The sequence below is a fragment of the Nocardioides sp. NPDC051685 genome (genome assembly GCF_044453405.1).
GTDB lineage: Bacteria > Actinomycetota > Actinomycetes > Propionibacteriales > Nocardioidaceae > Nocardioides.
The window spans coordinates 114,013-129,386 of sequence record NZ_JBITCR010000005.1; the positions used below are offsets into that span (position 1 = coordinate 114,013).

The following is a 15,374-nucleotide window of genomic DNA, read 5'->3' on the forward strand; positions in this document are numbered from 1 at the left end:
TGCTGAGCCGAATTACCAAGGTCAAGCTGGGTGTGTTCGTCGCGATCACGGTCGTGACGCTCGTCGTGATGGCGTTGAACTTCGTCCGCCTGCCGGAGCAGGTCGGCATCGGCCGCTACGGCGTCGACGTCGAGCTTGCGGCCGCGGGGGGCCTCTACCCCCAGGCGACCGTCACTTACCGGGGCGTCGAGGTGGGCAAGGTGACGGATGTGTCGCTCGCGAAGGGCGGCGAGGTCGTGGCCCACCTCGAGATCGACGAGGGCACGAGCATTCCCGTCGAGTCGACCGCCGAGGTCCGAAGTGCCTCCGTCATCGGCGAGCAATATGTCAACTTCGTTCCGCGCGGGGACAGGACGTCGGAGGATCTCCTCGGCGAGGGTTCGGTGGTCCCAGTTGGCCGCACGCGTATCCCCACGACGACGGATGCGCTCCTCACCTCGGTGGACGGCCTCCTGGCATCGATCCCGCTCGACGACCTCAGGACCGCGGTCGGCGAGGCTGGCACCGCGACCAGCGGGGTCGGCGACGAGCTCGGACAGCTGATCTCGGACAGCCACGACTTCCAGGAGGTTGCCAGCAAGAACCTCCCCGAGACGATCAAGCTGCTCGAGGACGCCGAGCCGATCCTGAAGACCCAGGTGGGGCTCGACCCCGAGATCCGTGCTTATGCCAAGAGCCTGAAGTCCTTCGCGGGTGCTGTCGAGGGGGCGGATGCCCAGCTGCGCGGTGTTCTGGTGGCAGGCGCGCCGTTCATGCGTGAGGTCGGTGCTTTCGCCAGCCAGCTGACGCCAGAGGCGACCGCTGCACTGACGGATCTCGCGAACTTCGGCCAGGTGCTTAATGTGTATGTGCGTCACATCGAGCACATCCTGATCGTGCTGCCGGCGATCGTCGTCACTGTGCTCTCTGCGATTCCGGTGAACCAGCGTGGTACGCGGAACGTCGCCAACCTCTGGTTCAAGCTCGGTTTCGACCCCCCAGCGTGCACGACTGGCTTCCGGGACGCCGACAAGATGCGCGATCCCTCGATCATCACGCCGATGCCGAACCCGTCCCAGCACGACTGGTGCAAGGTTGCGTCGAACGACGACCGGGTCGCACGCGGTGCGCGCAACGCCCCCTGTCCGAACGGTGGGCGGTCCGCGACCGCCAAGGGCTGTGGTCTCGTCTTCGACCGGGGCGCGGTGAAGCGCTCGGGAAGCCCGGAAGGCTCCGCCAATGCGCCGACCCCCGACTCGCCGGCCGGGCAGCCTACGGACAGCGGGTCCTTCCTCCTCGGCGGGCCGGGGTTGGGCGCCACGACCCTCACTGATCTCCTGAAAGGACTGATGAACTGATGCGACGGATCACGATGCCGGCCGTCCCGGTGGCGGCCTTGGTGGCCATGGCGCTGCTCGCGCTTGGCGTCCTCGTGTGGCAGGCGTCGGTGTGGCGTACCGCCCAGCGTGACGACGATCGCCGGGCTGCCGCGGTCGAGACCGCCGAGGCGCAGGTGCTGGACCTGACCACGATGGACCCGACGACGGTCAGGTCCAAGATGAAGAAGCTCACTGCGCGCCTCGATGGTGACTTCAAGCGGCAGTTCGAGGGCTTCTCGTCCAGCTTCTCGACAGCGGTCACCGACGACAAGATCACCGCCGAGGGCGAGATCAAGGGCTCGGCGATCTCCGCCTACGACGGTGACAGCGCCACGGTGCTTATCGCCAGCGCTGCCGACATCGGTCGCGGCGGGCAGGAGACGGTGGCTCGCGGCTGGCGCTTCAGCGTTGCGCTCGAGCGCTCCGGCGACACATGGCTGATCTCTGGAATGGAGTTCGTGCAGTGAACGTGAAGACAGAAGACAGGATCAGTGACATCCCGTCCGGTAACCGACCCGATGACACTGCCGGTCGCGTGCGCCTGCCGCGGTCCCGCTCGCGGCTCCTCGCCGCCGTCGTGGCGCTGGTCGTACCGGCCGCCGCCCTGTACATCGTGAATCAGCGCCACGACAGTCTGGCCGATGCCGCCGACGAGGCGCGCACCACCGGCATCGCGCATGTCGAGGAACTCCTTAGCTATGACTACCGCGACATCGAGGGCGAGTTCGCAGGCGAGCGCGAATGGCTGACCGACGACTTCGTGAAGTCCTACACACCACTGATCTCCGACACGTTCGGGCCCGAGGCGAAGAAGGTAAAGCTCATTACCGAGGCGACCGCGGTCGACAGCGGCGTCGAGTCGTCGGGTCGGGGCCACGTCGAATTGCTCGTGTTCGTCAACGTCGTCGTGCAGCAGGACGACGGCGTGAACCCCCAGGTCACGGGAAGCCGGCTCCACGTCGAGCTCGATGAGGTCCATGGTGACTGGCTGATCAGCGCGATCGACCCGATCTGACCACCATCCGCCCCAACGAAGGGGAATGCCATGACTGTCGTCAGCTCCACAGAGGAGACGTACGGCGTTGAGTTGGTCGAGGATGGCTTGACTGTCTTCGGGTGCGGCGGTTGAGAAGGTCTGCTCGGTGCCGTTGATCGCGATGGCTCCGCGATGAGTGACGCCGTCCTGCTCGAGGTCGCCGACCGCATCGCCACGGTCACGCTGAACCGGCCCGAAGTGCGCAGCGGTCAGAGGGCGATGTTCGTGCGTGGCGTGGTGGTCGGCACCCGAGACCAAGAGTTCGCCACTGCTCCGACGGCCTTGAGGCGCTGCACCACCACGATGCTCCAGGTGCACGCAGCGAGACAGATCCCGACGTACTGCCACGAGTGGAAGAAACCGCCGCCGAAGAAGAAGATCGATGCGGCGCTGTAGCAGAACGTCATGACGGCGAACGCCTGCCACTCCAGGAGTGACTGACCAGCCGCCGAGCGACGTCGAAGCAGGAGGGCGGAGGCGGACAGCAACCCCCACAGGAGGGTGCCCATGAAACTGAGCAGGAAGAGGGGGTCGTGGAGCGCGCACTTGAGGAGGGCCCAACTGATCACTCCTGCGGCAACGGCCCCGAGCACGCGGAGCGTGTGCACGCGTTGCGACTGCCCCGGGGAGAGCTCGTCGCGACCGTCGAGCGTGGCTTCGGGGTTGTAGATGCTCACACGGTCATCCCGGGAGCCATGCCGATGTCGGCACCCGTGAAGGAGCCTGGGGGCGGGGTCACGCCGTTGAGGCGGCACCACTCGCCCGGGATCGGCTGCGTCTTGCGCGGGATGCCGTTGGACGTCTGGAGCTGGAGCGGAATGGGCGGCAGGGACGGGAGCTCCATGCCCACCTCTGCGGCGAGCTCGTCGGCGTCCTTCTCCTCGGACATGCCGATAGGGCCGACGGTCTGGGCGTTGAGGAACTGGCGCACGACCGGCTCCTCCGAGCTGAGGAGCATTTCGCGCGGACCGAACATCGCCAGGTGCTTGTGGTAGAGCAGCCCGATGTTGTCCGGCAGGGTGCGGGCGGTGTTGATGTCGTGCGTGACGATGAGGAAGGTCGCCTCGATCTGCGCGTTGAGGTCGACGAAGAGCTGGTTGATGAACGACGTGCGCACGGGGTCGAGGCCGGAGTCCGGCTCGTCGATGAGCAGGATCTCGGGGTCGAGCACCAGTGCGCGGGCCAGGCCAGCGCGCTTGCGCATGCCGCCGGAGATCTCGCCCGGGAGCTTGAACTCGGCGCCCTTGAGGCCGACGAGGTCCATCTTCTCCATGACGATCTTCCGGATGTCGGACTCCGACTTGCGGGTGTGCTCGCGGAGCGGGAAGGCGACGTTGTCGTAGAGGTTCATCGAGCCGAACATCGCGCCGTCCTGGAAGAGGACGCCGAAGAGCTTCCGGAGCTCGTAACGCTCGGCAGCACTGCAGTGGGCGATGTCGGTTCCTTCGATGATCACCGAACCGTGATCGGGCTTGAGAAGGCCGATCAGCGTCTTGAGGAGGACCGACTTTCCCGTCCCGGACGGCCCGAGCATCACGCAGATCTCCCCGGCGGGGACCGTCAGCGTGACGTCCTTCCAGATGAGCTGCTTGCCGAAGCTCTTGGTGAGCCCTTCGATCTTGATCTCGACACCCATGACTCTGCTCCCGACTATGCGCCCGAACCGAAACCGGACTCCTCAGATAATTCTGAAACGCATTGTCTATAAAACAATGTCGGTCAACCTCGCGTCAATAGTCTGGGCACCGGTCTTCGTGCTTTCTGAGTGGTATCGCCTCATTAATTGTGTGACGCGGTCGTTCACGCCAGTCTTGATCGCAGGAGCCGGGCGGCAGACCCGGCTGGGCGCCAACCTGCTGCGCACATCCACATGACTGCGACGATCGAGATAACGGAGAAGGCCTGCGCCCTGTACGACGCCGGGCACGAGGTGGGTGAGCTCGCAAACCTCGCGAGGTGCCTCGGCGCGGAGTCGGATCTGCGGGCGCTCGATGCGGCGATAGGCGTCCATCGTGGCAATGGCGTCACCCGCGAGTACCAACTGGCGACGTACTTCTCGATCGTGCGCATGCTCAACATGGGCCCCGTGTCGAAGGAGATGATCCTGACTTCGTCGCCGAGCACACCCGCCCGTCTATATGGCCGCCCAGGTCGCTCTCGCGCGACGGTGACGCTGCGCGAGAGCGGCCGGCATGGTCAGAGCCTCGCCACGTTCGACTCCTATGTGATGGGACCTGCGAGCGTGGCGGGCGTACGCATCTCTCCGCGGCGAAGTCGGTGGATCCATGCTGCGGTCGTCGTCAGGGTCACGAAGGCAGCGACGCCGGAGGTGAGGTACTGCCAGGTGCGGAAGGCGTCGCCGTACGCCCCGGCGGTGACTGCCCACCACAGGATGACCATCCCGGCGAAGCAGCCGTAGACGATGGGCGACTGTGCCACGGCGGAGCCGCGCCGCAGGACGAGCGGCACCACGAAGAGCGGGATGACGTACAGCGTGGTCGAGGCGAGTGCCTGGTAGAGCGGGTCGTCCCAGATCGTCTTCTGGTATTCCCAGCACAGCGTGGTGAGTGCCGCGCCAGCGAGGACGAGGGTGGCCCATTGGGCGCGCGTCCCGCGCGGCAGGAGCTCCTTCTGGCCGTATCGGACGGCTTGTGCGAGGAAGACCAGCTCCAGGAGGAAAGCGGAGACGAGGCCGACCCAGAACAGCTTGAGGAACCAGTGGTCGTAGGTGTTGAACCAGGTATCGAAACGCGCGACGACCCCGAGGTCGTGAGCGACCCAGAGGAAGGTGCAGGGGAGCGGGATCGAGATCCAGTGTTCGCGGTGGGACATCACGACCGCGGTCACCATGGCGATGTTCTGCAGCACCATGGCGAGTCCGAACCCGATCATGATGGGCAGCGTGTTCTCGTCGATCCCGTCGAGGATGGTCTGCGGGTCGTACATGGGCGGGGCCTCACTTCGATGGACGGCGACCGCCGTTGCGACGGTCATCACATTATGAGACTGTAAGGATGGAAAATATAGCCAGACGAGCAGAGGGTTCGATGTACGACGTTGATGCGGTCTTCTCCGTCTTGGATGACATGGCGATCCTGGCGCTGGCGTGGCATCCGGGCGCCGCTCCCCAGACGGCTCGGGTGAACATGTGATGAGCTGCCGTCCGCTCGGGCGTCGCTGGGTGGCTGCGGCCGCGGTGTCCCTACTCGCCGTTCTCGCCGCGTGCTCTGGGGACGATGAGTCCAGCGAGACCGAGCACGCGTCGTACGAGCCGCTGACGAAGGAGACCTTCGGGCCGGCCGTCAGTAAGGCGATGGCCGAGAACGGGACGGTCCATGTCAGCGGCGACATGGGGGGCCCAGACCTCGACCTCTGGATGGAGATTGGCGGCAAGGATGCCGCGATGAAGGGCGACCTGGGCGACACGGCGTTGCTGCTGGTCGACGGTGACCTCTACGTACGCGAGAGCAGTGCAGCGAAATGGGACCGGATGCCAGCCGGATTCAGCACGATGATGACCTCCCTGCTCGAGGACGTATCGCCGGAGACCATGGCAACGGACTACGCCGAGAGCCTGGTTGCCCTCGACTACGAGGGCGAGGAGAAGATCAAAGGGGTCGAGCTGCACGCCTACCGGCTCACCCTCGACGAGGAGTACGTGCGGAAGCAGGTCGGGGCGGAGGCCGCGGAACTCGGTGCGGACCCGGGTGCGCTCGCGGGTGGGGATCTGCCGGCGATGGAGTTCGCAACACTCCTCGATGGCGACGATCTGATGCGCCAGGTCGAGATCTCCATTGCCGGGCAGACCATGGTGATGACGATGGACCAGTGGGGCGAGGACGTCGAGATCGAGGCACCGCCCGCGAACGAGGTCCAGGAGTTGCGCCCCTGAATCACACGGCCGCGATGACCGCTGTCCCGGTATCGACAACGGCCTCTGTTGGTGGCGGAGTAGATGATGCTCACGTCCGAGCAAATCAGACAATGTTGCCGGGCAGGCGGATGTTGCTGAGCGGGTGGGGTACCGAACTTGATGCCATCTCGACCTAGAGTTGTGGGGTTCTTCTTTACGAAAGCTCCCATATCAACTGGGTCTGGATGCCGCCGTGGGGCCCGGACAACATCACCCCTGACGGCCGCGAGATGCTGCGCGCGCTCGGGTTCAACGTCTGAGGGTTCGCCCGACGGGGGAGTCCTGAGGTCACCGGGTCTGTACGTTTAACTGGACAGTCCCTCGCCCGACCTGACGGTGCCCGAGGTCGAGGATCGGCTTCCTCTCCGTCCGATCGATCGCGTCATCGAGGTTCCGATCCCTCCGCTGAGCGCTGACCAGCAGGCGGCCCGCGAAGCCGCGGCCGCGAGGATGGCGGAGTTCGTCGCCAAGCGGGACGCGCTCCGCGAGGAGCGCCGCATCGAGGTCGACCGCTGGGAGCAGGGAAACCTCGATCAGGCCCGTGAGATCCGGCGCGAGTACGACGGGCGGAACTGACGTGCGGCCGATCCTCCACTTCACCGCGACAACCGGCTGGATCAACGATCCGCACGGCATCACGTTCCACGACGGCGCCTACCACCTCTTCCACCAGTACGTCCCGGACAGCATGGTCTGGGCGCCGAACTGTCACTGGGGGCACGCCGTCGGTGGCGACCTGGTCGACTGGGAGCGCCGTCCGGTCGCGATCGCACCGGGCGAGGGCGACGACGGCATCTGGACCGGAAGCCTCGTCCGGGACGACGACGGATCGACGCGCATCCTCTACACGTCGGTGGTCCAGCCCGGCATCGGCATCGGCCGGATCAGGGTGGCCACGCCCGAGGACGGTTCGTGGACGGCATGGGTCAAGGGCGACGTACTGCTCGAGGCTCCGGACGATCTCGACCTGATCGCCTACCGGGACCCGTTCGTGATGCGCGACGGCGACGGTTGGCGGATGTTCGTGGGGGCGGCCGACAGCGCCAGCCTGGCCATGGCACTCACCTACACCTCGGCCGACCTCGAGCGTTGGGGCTACGACGGGGTGGCGGTGTCGCGGTCGACCGTCGAGACCGACCCGGTCTGGATGGGCGCACTGTGGGAGTGCCCCCAGTTCTTCGAGATCGAGGGCCGCTGGATCATGGTGAGCTCGATCTGGGACGACGACGTCCTCCATCACGCGGGCTACGGGATCGGGCAGCTCGCCGACGGGCGCTTCGAGGCGGACTCGTGGGGCCAGCTCAGCTTCGGTGACAGCTACTACGCACCGTCGTTCTTCCGTGACCGAGATGGCCGCCCCTGCCTGATGTTCTGGATGCGCGGGGTCAGTGATCCTGCCGAGGGCTGGGCCAGCTGTCTGAGCCTCCCGTACGTCCTCTCCGTCGATGGGGACCGGCTGGTCGCGGAGCCCCATCCGGACGTGAACGCTCACCGCGGGCAGGACGGGGCGACCCGCACCGCCTTCGACGTGATGTGGGATCCCGCGCCCGACGGCGACCTGCTGGTCCTCGGGGCCCAGGACGCGGAGAGGGCCGTCGTGTCGGTCCGCGACGGCATCCTCCGGCTCGATCGTCTGGGTCAGAAGAGCGCTCAGATGCCGTGGACCGGGGGATCGGTGCGTGTGGTCGTCGACGGGCCCGTCATCGAGGTCGCCTCCGCGGACGGCCTGCTCGGCGGGGCGATCGAGCCGGTTCAGCAGGTCATGCCGACCCAGGGTGAATCGCGCATGTGGACGCTGACGCGACCTGCTGCTCCCTGAGCCGCCCGGCCCCGCGTCTCCCACGTCAGCTCAGGCGACGCGGCCCGTGCGGCCGACGCGGGCGATCGCCTCCTGACTGCGCTTGTAGGGCTTCCGCCCGGGGACCCTGGGGGTGTCCCGGGGTCTGCCGCTCTCCAGGAGGACACCACCCCACACGCCCCACTCGCGCCGGGCGACGCCCAGGTCGAGGCAGGTCCGGCGCATCGGGCAGTCGGCGCAGACCTCCTGCGCCTCGGCGAGCTGGGCGAGGTCGTCGGGGTGAAAGAGCTCCGGGTCCTCGCCCACGCAGGCCCACTCGTCGGTCCGGGGAGTCGGGTGCTTCAGCGTCAGCTCATAGGTCTTGGAGCTGTTGCCCTCTCCGAAAAGTGTGATGATCTCCATCTCGTTCACCTCCTGGTGATGCTGCTGGGCATGAGAAAGGGCCGCCTCCGATTCGATCGGAGCGGCCCTGGTGGGTGCGGTGAGCACCTACGTTCGTTGCGGCTCCGAGCGCGCAAACTCCACGTCCTGGACCGGTCGGCCCAGGTGCTTGCAGATCGTGGTCTCGCGCATGACATCAATGGTATTCACCCCGCCCCAGCCGGGACCACTGGTTTGTCGCGGGAAACGTGCCGGTGACGACGGCTTAACCGGCGGCGTACGCGGCCTCGTTAGCGTCCGGGAGACCGTTGTCCCGACTCGGAGGAGACCCGATGAAAGTCCTGAGATCCCCAGCCGTTCTGATCCTCATCGGCGCGATCGCCGGCATCGTCTTCGGCCTGGTGGTGGGGGAGTGGGCGGCGAACCTCAAGTTCGTCGGCGACATCTTCATCCGGCTGATCCAGATGTCGATCGTCCCGCTGGTGGCCTCGTCGGTGATCGTCGCCACGGGCGCGATGACCGGCGCGGGTGCGGGCAGGATGGCGGGTGCGACCTTCGGCTGGATGCTGGGGTTCGCCGTGGTCGCCGCCTTCGTCGGCTGGGGGCTCGCGGAGCTGATCCAGCCGGGCACGGGGATGCGCTATGACGGCGCGCTCGACCCGGCCCTGACCGACTCGGCGGCGGAGACGGCGGTCGGGTGGCAGCAGACGGTCACCGGCTTCGTGTCGACCAACGTCGTCGAGGCGATGGCCACCGGCGCGATGGTGCCGATCATCGTCTTCGCCCTGATCTTCGGCCTCGCGCTCAACCGCTACACCGCCGTGAACGGCCCCACCGTCGTGCTCACGTTCTTCGAGCAGATCCAGGCAATCGTCCTGCTGATGATCAGGTACGTCATGCTCCTGGCCCCGATCGGCGTCTTCTGCCTCCTCGCGGATCTCGCCGGCCGCGTCGGCTTCGCCGTGGTCACCACAGCTCTCGCCTACCTCGGCGCGACCCTCGCCGGAGTGGTGATCATCTCCGCGCTCTACGTCGTCGTGGTCGTCGCCGTCACCCGGCTGAACCCGCTGCTCATGCCCGCCAAGCTGGCCGAGCAGAGCGTCGTGGCCATCACCACGACCTCGTCGGCGGTGACCTTCCCGACGGTGCTGAAGAACGCGGTCGAGAAGTTCGGGATCTCGAAGCGGGTCGCCGACTTCACCCTCTGCCTGGGGATGACGATGGGCTCGTGCGGTGCGGTGCTCAACTACACGATCGTGGTGCTCTTCATCGCCCAGGCCTCCGGGGTCTCGCTCTCGCCCGGGGACATCGCCCTCGGGATGGCGCTGGCGGTGCTGCTCAACATCGGCACGATCACGGTGCCGGGCGGGTTCCCGGTCGTCGCGATCTTCCTGGCCACCTCGCTGGACCTGCCCATCGAGGCGGCCGGGCTGCTCATCGCCGTGGACTGGTTCACCGGGATCCTGCGTACGTTCCTCAACGTCAACGGCGACACCATGGTCGCCCTGCTCGTCGCGCACGGTGCCGGTGAGATCGACCGGGACGTCTACGCGGGGACCAAGCCTGCGGTCGAGGCGGTCTCCGAGGAGGAGGCCGCGGCCTGACACGATGACGGCATGGACGTAGCCGCCCGCACCGCAGCCAACCGCCGCCTGCTCGCCGACTTCTTCGAGGGCCTCGGCGAGGCACAACTGGAGACCCAGAGCCTCTGCTCGGCCTGGACCGTGAGGGAGGTGCTGGGGCACAGCGCGATGCCGTTCACGGTCGGGATCGGGCGGCTGCTGTGGCGTACTTTGCTGGCCGGCGGCTCCATCGACCGCGCCTCCGTGGCGATCGCCGAGGAGCAGGCGCGGCGGCCGGTCACCGAGCTGACCGGGCTGCTGAGGACGTACGCCGGGAAGCGGGTGCCGGCGCCCGGGGTCGGTCCGATGGGGCAGTTCACCGACCACTGCATCCATCTACGCGACTGTGCCCGGCCGCTCGGTCTCGACACCGACGTCGCGCTGGAGGACTGGCGGGCTGTGCTCGACTGGCTGCCGACGAAGCAGGCCTCGCTCGGGGTGGTTCCGGCCGGCCGGCTCGACGGGCTCGCGCTGCGCGCGAGCGACCAGGACTGGGCGTGGGGTGAGGCTGAGGGTGCGGAGGTGTCGGGCCCCAGCGAGGCGCTGGCGATGGCGCTCGCCGGCCGTGCGGTCGCAGTGGCGGACCTGGACGGGCCGGGGGTCGCGACGTTGCGGGAGCGGGTCGGCCGGCCCGGGTAGGCTCCCCGGACGTGGAGGCTCCTGGTCGGATCTGGTTCGGGTACATCGCCGCGCTCGCACTGGTTCTGGTAGGACTCCTCTCTTTGGACCTTCGCGCCATCATGTTGGCCGGTGTCATGCTGGGCGTCACAGTGCTGGGCGAGTGGTATCGCGGCCGCCAGGTCGCCACCTCCTCCGGACAGGAAGCGGATCGCCCCGATCTGGTCGCACGGTGGGCCCGCGGCTGGGCCTACGCGCGCGGCTTCCCGCGTCCCGCTGCGGTCCCCGGAGGCGTACGCCTCGAGGTGGGGGAGCCGGGACGCCGGGTCGAGTGGGTGGCGACCGATGAGGCGGGCACGCTCGCCGGACTCGTCGACACCGCGCGGGCCACGCCCGAGGCGTGGTTGTCGGTGGTGACCGAGTGGCCCGCCGGCGTACGTCCGTGGTTCATCGAGGGCGGCCTGACGCCCAACGAGGCCGAGGAGGCGATGATGTCGATCGACCTCGCCGAGCACGCGGCACGGGACCTTCCGGAGGGCTACCGTGCCGAGGTGGCGCGCGACGGCGGCGTCATCACGGTGGCCGTCCGCGCGGGTGAGGCCGCCGCGGCGGGTGGAACGATCGCGGTCATCGGCGCCGACGCCGTCGCCGACCGCATCCAGACCGACCCCGACCACCGCCGCCGGGGCCTCGGCGGCGCGGTGATGAGCCTGCTCGTCTCGGCCGCCCGTGAGGCGGGCGCCGTCCACGGCCTGCTGGTCGCCAGCGAGATGGGCGAGCCGCTCTACGCCGGCCTCGGCTGGCGAGTCGAGGCCCGCCTGGTGACGGCGCGATCAGCCGCGCCGCCTACCTCCGTGGAGTCTCGGCACGGCTAGCGCCAATTGTGGTTGAGTGTCGCCTATGAGCGACGACGCCGCGACCCCTGCGCCTGAAGCCCCTGTCTCCGACTCGCAGCAGGAGGCTGATGTCGCCGCGTTCTGGGAGGACGTGAAACACCACGCCCACCTCAGCGCCGCGCCGGGCTACTTCGGCGCGTCCCCGCTGGAGGCGCTGCAGCCGCCGGCCTGGGCCTTCGGAGGTACGCCGGAGCAGTCCAACGAGCTCCTCGAGCTCGTCCTCGAGGGCGTGAAGACGGCGACCGCCTCGGCCCTGTGGGACTACGAGGCCGCCGAGGAGCCGATCCCGACCATCGGCACCCTCGGGATCGTGCTCGACGGCGACGGGCACCCGCGGGCTCTCGTCGTGACGACCGCGGTCGAGGTGGTGCCCTTCGACGAGGTCTCCGCCGAGCACGCCCGGGCGGAGGGCGAGGGCGACGGCTCCCTCGACCACTGGCGCGAGGTCCACGAGCGGTTCTTCACCGAAGAGGCCGGCCACGACCACGGTTTCGCCCAGGACATGCCGGTCGTCCTCGAGCGCTTCGAGCTCGTCTGGCCCAAGCCCGAGTGACACCGCAGCAGCTGACCGAACGGGTCCGGGACATCTGCCTCGGGTTCCCGGAGAGCGCCGAACGGCTCACCCATGGTGCGCCGGGGTTCTTCGTGAAGAAACAGTTCGTGATGCTGTGGCCGCAGGGGCATCACGGGCGCGACGAGCCGCATCTGTGGGCGGCCGCTGCCGCCGGGGTGCAGGACGAGGTCGTCGGCGACGACCCCGGGCGCTTCTTCGTGCCGCCCTACGTCGGCGGGCGGGGCTGGATCGGCATGCGGCTCGACGGCGACGTCGACTGGGACGAGGTCGCCGAGATCTGTGAGGACGCCTACCGGCACATCGCGCCGGGACGCCTGTCACGCCAGCTGTGAGGCCGAACTCCGGGCTGTTCGTGCTGCCCTGACCGACAGTTCGGCAACGGATCGGTAGCCACCGCGTGGCGGGGCTTTCCATGCCGCGTAGGTATGTGGGAGCGTCCGCGAGTTCGGCCGAGTTCGGCGGTCTGCGGGGCGACTTGCGGTGGTCCGTTCCAGTGCGTCCGTTGTTCGGCGCCAGAGGCCGCTCATCCCTCACACACCGCACGTCATCTGGAGGTTCCTCATGGGCTGGTTCATTGCCCAGAGCTTGGTATTCATCCTGGTCGCATTCGCGATCGGACTGCTCGTCGGCTGGCTGATCTGGGGCCGCCGTGACAAGAGCACCACAATCGTCGAGGAGTCGGCGAACGCGACGGCGCCGAAGGCCGACACCACCCCGGAGCCCGCGGTCGACACCGACGTCGAGGCTGCAGCGGTCCCCGTTCCTCGAGCCGCGTCGGAGGACACGGCCGCTTCCGAGCCCGAGCCCGAGCCCGAGCCCGAGCACGAACCGGCGGCCGAGGCCGCGGTCGTCGCCGAGGCCGAGTCCGTCGCGCGCGAGGCGGCTGAGCAGGAGCCGGAGCCGCAGGACCTCAAGCGGATCGAGGGCATCGGCCCGAAGATCGACGCAGCCCTGAAGGCGCAGGGCTATGCGACGTACGCCAGTGTCGCCGCGGCCACGGAGGACGAGCTCCGTGCGGCGATCAAGGCGGAGGGTGTGCGGTTCGCTCCGTCGGCGAGCTCGTGGGCCCGCCAGGCGCAGTTCCTCGCCGACGGCGACGAGGACGGTCTGAAGGAGTTCCAGGACTATCTGGTCGGCGGCCAGGACCGTGGCGTCAAGTTCCATGACGAGGTCGACTACTCCGACGTCGACGAGATCACCGACGCCGAGGACAAGGCCGAGGCGCTCGCCGAGGACGCGGCCGAGGTCGCCGCTGTCGAAGCCGCTGCGGACGACGCCTCCGGGGCAAAGGCATGAGGCTGCGCCGGATCGTCCTGCCCGTGATCGTCGGCGTCGTCCTGCTGGGCGGGCTCACGGCGGTCCAGGACACGGTCTTCCGCGACCGGATCGAGAACAAGCTGACCGACACCGCGGCCGCCGCGCTGTCGGAGGCCGGGCTCGACGACGTGGAGGTCGCCTTCACCGGGCGCGACGGCGAGGTCACCGCGAAGACCGAGGCAGCCGCGGTCGAGGCCGGCGCTCTCGTCGAGGACGTGAGCGGCGTACGCGTCGTGCAGGCCTTCGGTCCGGACGGTGAGGTCACGGGTGGAGCCACGAGCGAGTCGGACTCGGAGGAGGCCGACGCCGAGGCGACCGCGGAGCCCGAGCCGTCGGAATCGGCGGCTGCTGAGGAGTCGTCCGCGCCGAGCGCGGAGGAGCGTGAAGAGGCACAGGCCGAGCTGGACGAGCTGCGGTCGATCGGCTTCGAGCACAACAGCGACGTACTGACCCCCGACGGGCTGAAGCTCGTCGACGCTGTCGCCGCGTCCCTGACGGAGCACCCGGAGGTGACCGTCCGGATCGAAGGACATGCCGACATCACCGGCGACCTCGCGCATACGCAGGACCTGAGCGATCGCCGGGCCAAGCGGGTGCTGGACACGCTGGTGAAGCTGGGCATCGTGGCCGACCGGCTCTCCGCGGTCGGCTACGGCGAGACGCGTCCGCTCGTCGCCGACACGCCGGACCCGCGCAACCGACGAGTCGAGTTCGCCATCACCAATTGATCTCGACCGACTGATCCCCGCGACCGGGGCCGGTAACGTACGGCCATGCCCAACGTTGCCGTCCCGGTCGCTCGGATCCAGCGCTGGGTCGACAACTTCGCCGCACGCCACGGCGAGACCCGGCTCGCGGTCGACTCCGGCGCCCTGACCGGCGTCGCCGCCGACGGCTCCTCGTTCATCGCGGCGCTGCCGTTCGAGAAGACGTACGCCGGACCGGCCGAGGTCGAGGCCTTCATCGCCGCCTCGGCCGCCCCGCAGGCGTGGGGCATCCTGCTGGTGCGCAAGGGCGGCTTCGCGATCGCCCGGATGAGCGGCGGCGAGATCACCGACCACAAGATCGGGCGGCGGCACGTCCAGGGAAAGACCAAGGCGGGCGGCTGGAGCCAGCAGCGCTTCGCCCGGCGCCGGGCCAACCAGGCCAGTGCTGCCTACGAGGCGGCCGCTGAGCACGCGGCCAGGATCCTCGAGGGAGTCACTGGGCCGCTCGTCACGGGCGGTGACCACGGCGGCGTCGACGACGTGCTCGAGGACCGGCGTCTGCGGGCGCTCACCGTCACCGGGCCGTGGCTCCCCGTCCAGGACCCCAACCGCGCGGTGCTCGACCAGGCGATCGAGGACGCCCAGAAGGTGCGCATCGAGGTCCTCAACGCCGACGGCTGACGCCCGAGGTCAGGGGAGCTGCCAGACCCCTGGCGCGCCCTTGGTCATCAGACCCTCGGTGAGGAGCTTCTGGCGAGCGCGCCGCGCCGCGTAGCGCCAGCGGAGCTCGCCCTCCGGGGTGGTCTCGAAGTCGCCGGCGAGAAGCTGGTCGGACAGCTGGGTCTCGAGCTCGTCGAGGACCGCGTCGGCGGACATCGAGCCACCCGCGGCCTCCAGGATCTCGAGGATGAGCGGGGCGAAGGCGGCGGGCGGGGTCCACTTGCGGGGAGCGGACTTGGTGACGACCTTCGGGGCAGAGGCCGCCGCGCTCGTCGTGGTCTTGCGCACCCGGGTGGTCGGCCTCTTCACCGGAGCCGGAGCCGGCGGGGCCGGGGGCCGCCCATGGATGCACTGTGACATCGGCAGGTCACACAGCTCGCAGTAGTCAGTCTCGGACATCGGCTCAACGATACGGGATGCGCTACTTTGACAAG

The 15,374-nt window shown here is 68.4% G+C and carries 19 protein-coding genes and 1 pseudogene; 15 read left to right on the forward strand and 5 right to left on the reverse strand.

Annotated elements, in window-relative coordinates:
* The first annotated feature begins 32 nt into the window (after window positions 1–32).
* From ACIA03_RS15975 to ACIA03_RS15985, 3 genes are read left to right on the forward strand one after another with little or no spacing between them, the layout of a single operon-like run.
* Window positions 33–1,337 (forward strand): MCE family protein, encoded by a 1,305-nt coding sequence (locus tag ACIA03_RS15975; protein WP_396984114.1) that lies wholly within the window; start codon window positions 33–35, stop codon window positions 1,335–1,337.
* On the forward strand, window positions 1,337–1,825 hold the full coding sequence (locus ACIA03_RS15980; protein WP_396984116.1) for a hypothetical protein: 489 nt from the start codon (window positions 1,337–1,339) through the stop codon (window positions 1,823–1,825). The genes ACIA03_RS15975 and ACIA03_RS15980 overlap by 1 nt, the downstream gene beginning before the upstream one ends.
* A complete protein-coding gene (locus ACIA03_RS15985) occupies window positions 1,792–2,373 on the forward strand; it encodes a hypothetical protein (RefSeq protein WP_396984118.1) in 582 nt (193 codons plus the stop codon). Before ACIA03_RS15980 ends, ACIA03_RS15985 begins: the two co-directional genes overlap by 34 nt.
* A gap of 230 nt (window positions 2,374–2,603) precedes the next feature.
* Here ACIA03_RS15985 and ACIA03_RS15990 read toward each other — a convergent pair whose 3' ends face one another.
* From ACIA03_RS15990 to ACIA03_RS16000, 3 genes are all read right to left on the reverse strand, one after another.
* Window positions 2,604–3,071, reverse strand: a complete 468-nt coding sequence (locus tag ACIA03_RS15990; RefSeq protein ID WP_396984120.1) for a hypothetical protein — start codon at window positions 3,069–3,071, stop codon at window positions 2,604–2,606.
* Window positions 3,068–4,030: an ABC transporter ATP-binding protein gene (locus ACIA03_RS15995; protein ID WP_396984122.1), complete on the reverse strand. Its 963-nt coding sequence runs from the start codon at window positions 4,028–4,030 to the stop codon at window positions 3,068–3,070. Before ACIA03_RS15995 ends, ACIA03_RS15990 begins: the two co-directional genes overlap by 4 nt.
* Window positions 4,031–4,614: 584 nt before the next feature.
* Complete coding sequence (locus tag ACIA03_RS16000) at window positions 4,615–5,388, reverse strand: hypothetical protein (RefSeq protein WP_396984124.1); 774 nt, start codon at window positions 5,386–5,388, stop codon at window positions 4,615–4,617.
* Between the two features lie 157 nt (window positions 5,389–5,545).
* Between ACIA03_RS16000 and ACIA03_RS16005 the strand changes: the two genes are divergently transcribed.
* The 4 genes and pseudogenes from ACIA03_RS16005 to ACIA03_RS16020 all read left to right on the forward strand — a co-directional run bounded on the left by ACIA03_RS16005 (window position 5,546) and on the right by ACIA03_RS16020 (window position 8,126).
* Window positions 5,546–6,286, forward strand: a complete 741-nt coding sequence (locus ACIA03_RS16005) for a hypothetical protein (RefSeq protein WP_396984126.1) — start codon at window positions 5,546–5,548, stop codon at window positions 6,284–6,286.
* 191 nt (window positions 6,287–6,477) lie between these two features.
* A pseudogene (locus tag ACIA03_RS16010) lies at window positions 6,478–6,567 on the forward strand (metal-sulfur cluster biosynthetic enzyme); the annotation flags it as partial.
* Between the two features lie 76 nt (window positions 6,568–6,643).
* Window positions 6,644–6,883, forward strand: a complete 240-nt coding sequence (locus ACIA03_RS16015) for a hypothetical protein (RefSeq protein WP_396984128.1) — start codon at window positions 6,644–6,646, stop codon at window positions 6,881–6,883.
* A gap of 1 nt (window position 6,884) precedes the next feature.
* The gene (locus ACIA03_RS16020; protein ID WP_396984130.1) at window positions 6,885–8,126 is read left to right on the forward strand and encodes a glycoside hydrolase family 32 protein; all 1,242 of its coding nucleotides are present in this window, start codon (window positions 6,885–6,887) and stop codon (window positions 8,124–8,126) included.
* 30 nt (window positions 8,127–8,156) lie between these two features.
* On the opposite strand, the gene ACIA03_RS16025 is transcribed toward ACIA03_RS16020, so the two are convergent.
* Complete coding sequence (locus ACIA03_RS16025) at window positions 8,157–8,507, reverse strand: WhiB family transcriptional regulator (protein WP_396984132.1); 351 nt, start codon at window positions 8,505–8,507, stop codon at window positions 8,157–8,159.
* A 311-nt stretch (window positions 8,508–8,818) separates the two neighbouring features.
* Between ACIA03_RS16025 and ACIA03_RS16030 the strand changes: the two genes are divergently transcribed.
* The 8 genes from ACIA03_RS16030 (at window position 8,819) to ACIA03_RS16065 (ending at window position 14,901) form a co-directional block, all read left to right on the forward strand.
* Complete coding sequence (locus ACIA03_RS16030) at window positions 8,819–10,090, forward strand: dicarboxylate/amino acid:cation symporter (RefSeq protein ID WP_396984134.1); 1,272 nt, start codon at window positions 8,819–8,821, stop codon at window positions 10,088–10,090.
* Between the two features lie 12 nt (window positions 10,091–10,102).
* Entirely contained in the window at window positions 10,103–10,747 is a 645-nt protein-coding gene (locus tag ACIA03_RS16035; protein ID WP_396984136.1) for a maleylpyruvate isomerase family mycothiol-dependent enzyme, read from the forward strand.
* A gap of 11 nt (window positions 10,748–10,758) precedes the next feature.
* Window positions 10,759–11,601, forward strand: a complete 843-nt coding sequence (locus tag ACIA03_RS16040) for a GNAT family N-acetyltransferase (RefSeq protein WP_396984138.1) — start codon at window positions 10,759–10,761, stop codon at window positions 11,599–11,601.
* 25 nt (window positions 11,602–11,626) lie between these two features.
* Window positions 11,627–12,175: an ASCH domain-containing protein gene (locus ACIA03_RS16045; protein ID WP_396984140.1), complete on the forward strand. Its 549-nt coding sequence runs from the start codon at window positions 11,627–11,629 to the stop codon at window positions 12,173–12,175.
* A complete protein-coding gene (locus ACIA03_RS16050) occupies window positions 12,172–12,528 on the forward strand; it encodes an MmcQ/YjbR family DNA-binding protein (RefSeq protein WP_396984142.1) in 357 nt (118 codons plus the stop codon). Before ACIA03_RS16045 ends, ACIA03_RS16050 begins: the two co-directional genes overlap by 4 nt.
* Before the next feature lie 229 nt (window positions 12,529–12,757).
* Entirely contained in the window at window positions 12,758–13,492 is a 735-nt protein-coding gene (locus tag ACIA03_RS16055; protein ID WP_396984144.1) for a hypothetical protein, read from the forward strand.
* A complete protein-coding gene (locus ACIA03_RS16060) occupies window positions 13,489–14,241 on the forward strand; it encodes an OmpA family protein (RefSeq protein WP_396984146.1) in 753 nt (250 codons plus the stop codon). Before ACIA03_RS16055 ends, ACIA03_RS16060 begins: the two co-directional genes overlap by 4 nt.
* 45 nt (window positions 14,242–14,286) lie before the next feature.
* The gene (locus tag ACIA03_RS16065) at window positions 14,287–14,901 is read left to right on the forward strand and encodes an acVLRF1 family peptidyl-tRNA hydrolase (RefSeq protein WP_396984148.1); all 615 of its coding nucleotides are present in this window, start codon (window positions 14,287–14,289) and stop codon (window positions 14,899–14,901) included.
* A 9-nt stretch (window positions 14,902–14,910) separates the two neighbouring features.
* Here the strand turns inward: ACIA03_RS16065 and ACIA03_RS16070 are convergent, their stop codons facing one another.
* Complete coding sequence (locus ACIA03_RS16070; protein WP_396984150.1) at window positions 14,911–15,339, reverse strand: hypothetical protein; 429 nt, start codon at window positions 15,337–15,339, stop codon at window positions 14,911–14,913.
* Window positions 15,340–15,374: the final 35 nt, after the last annotated feature.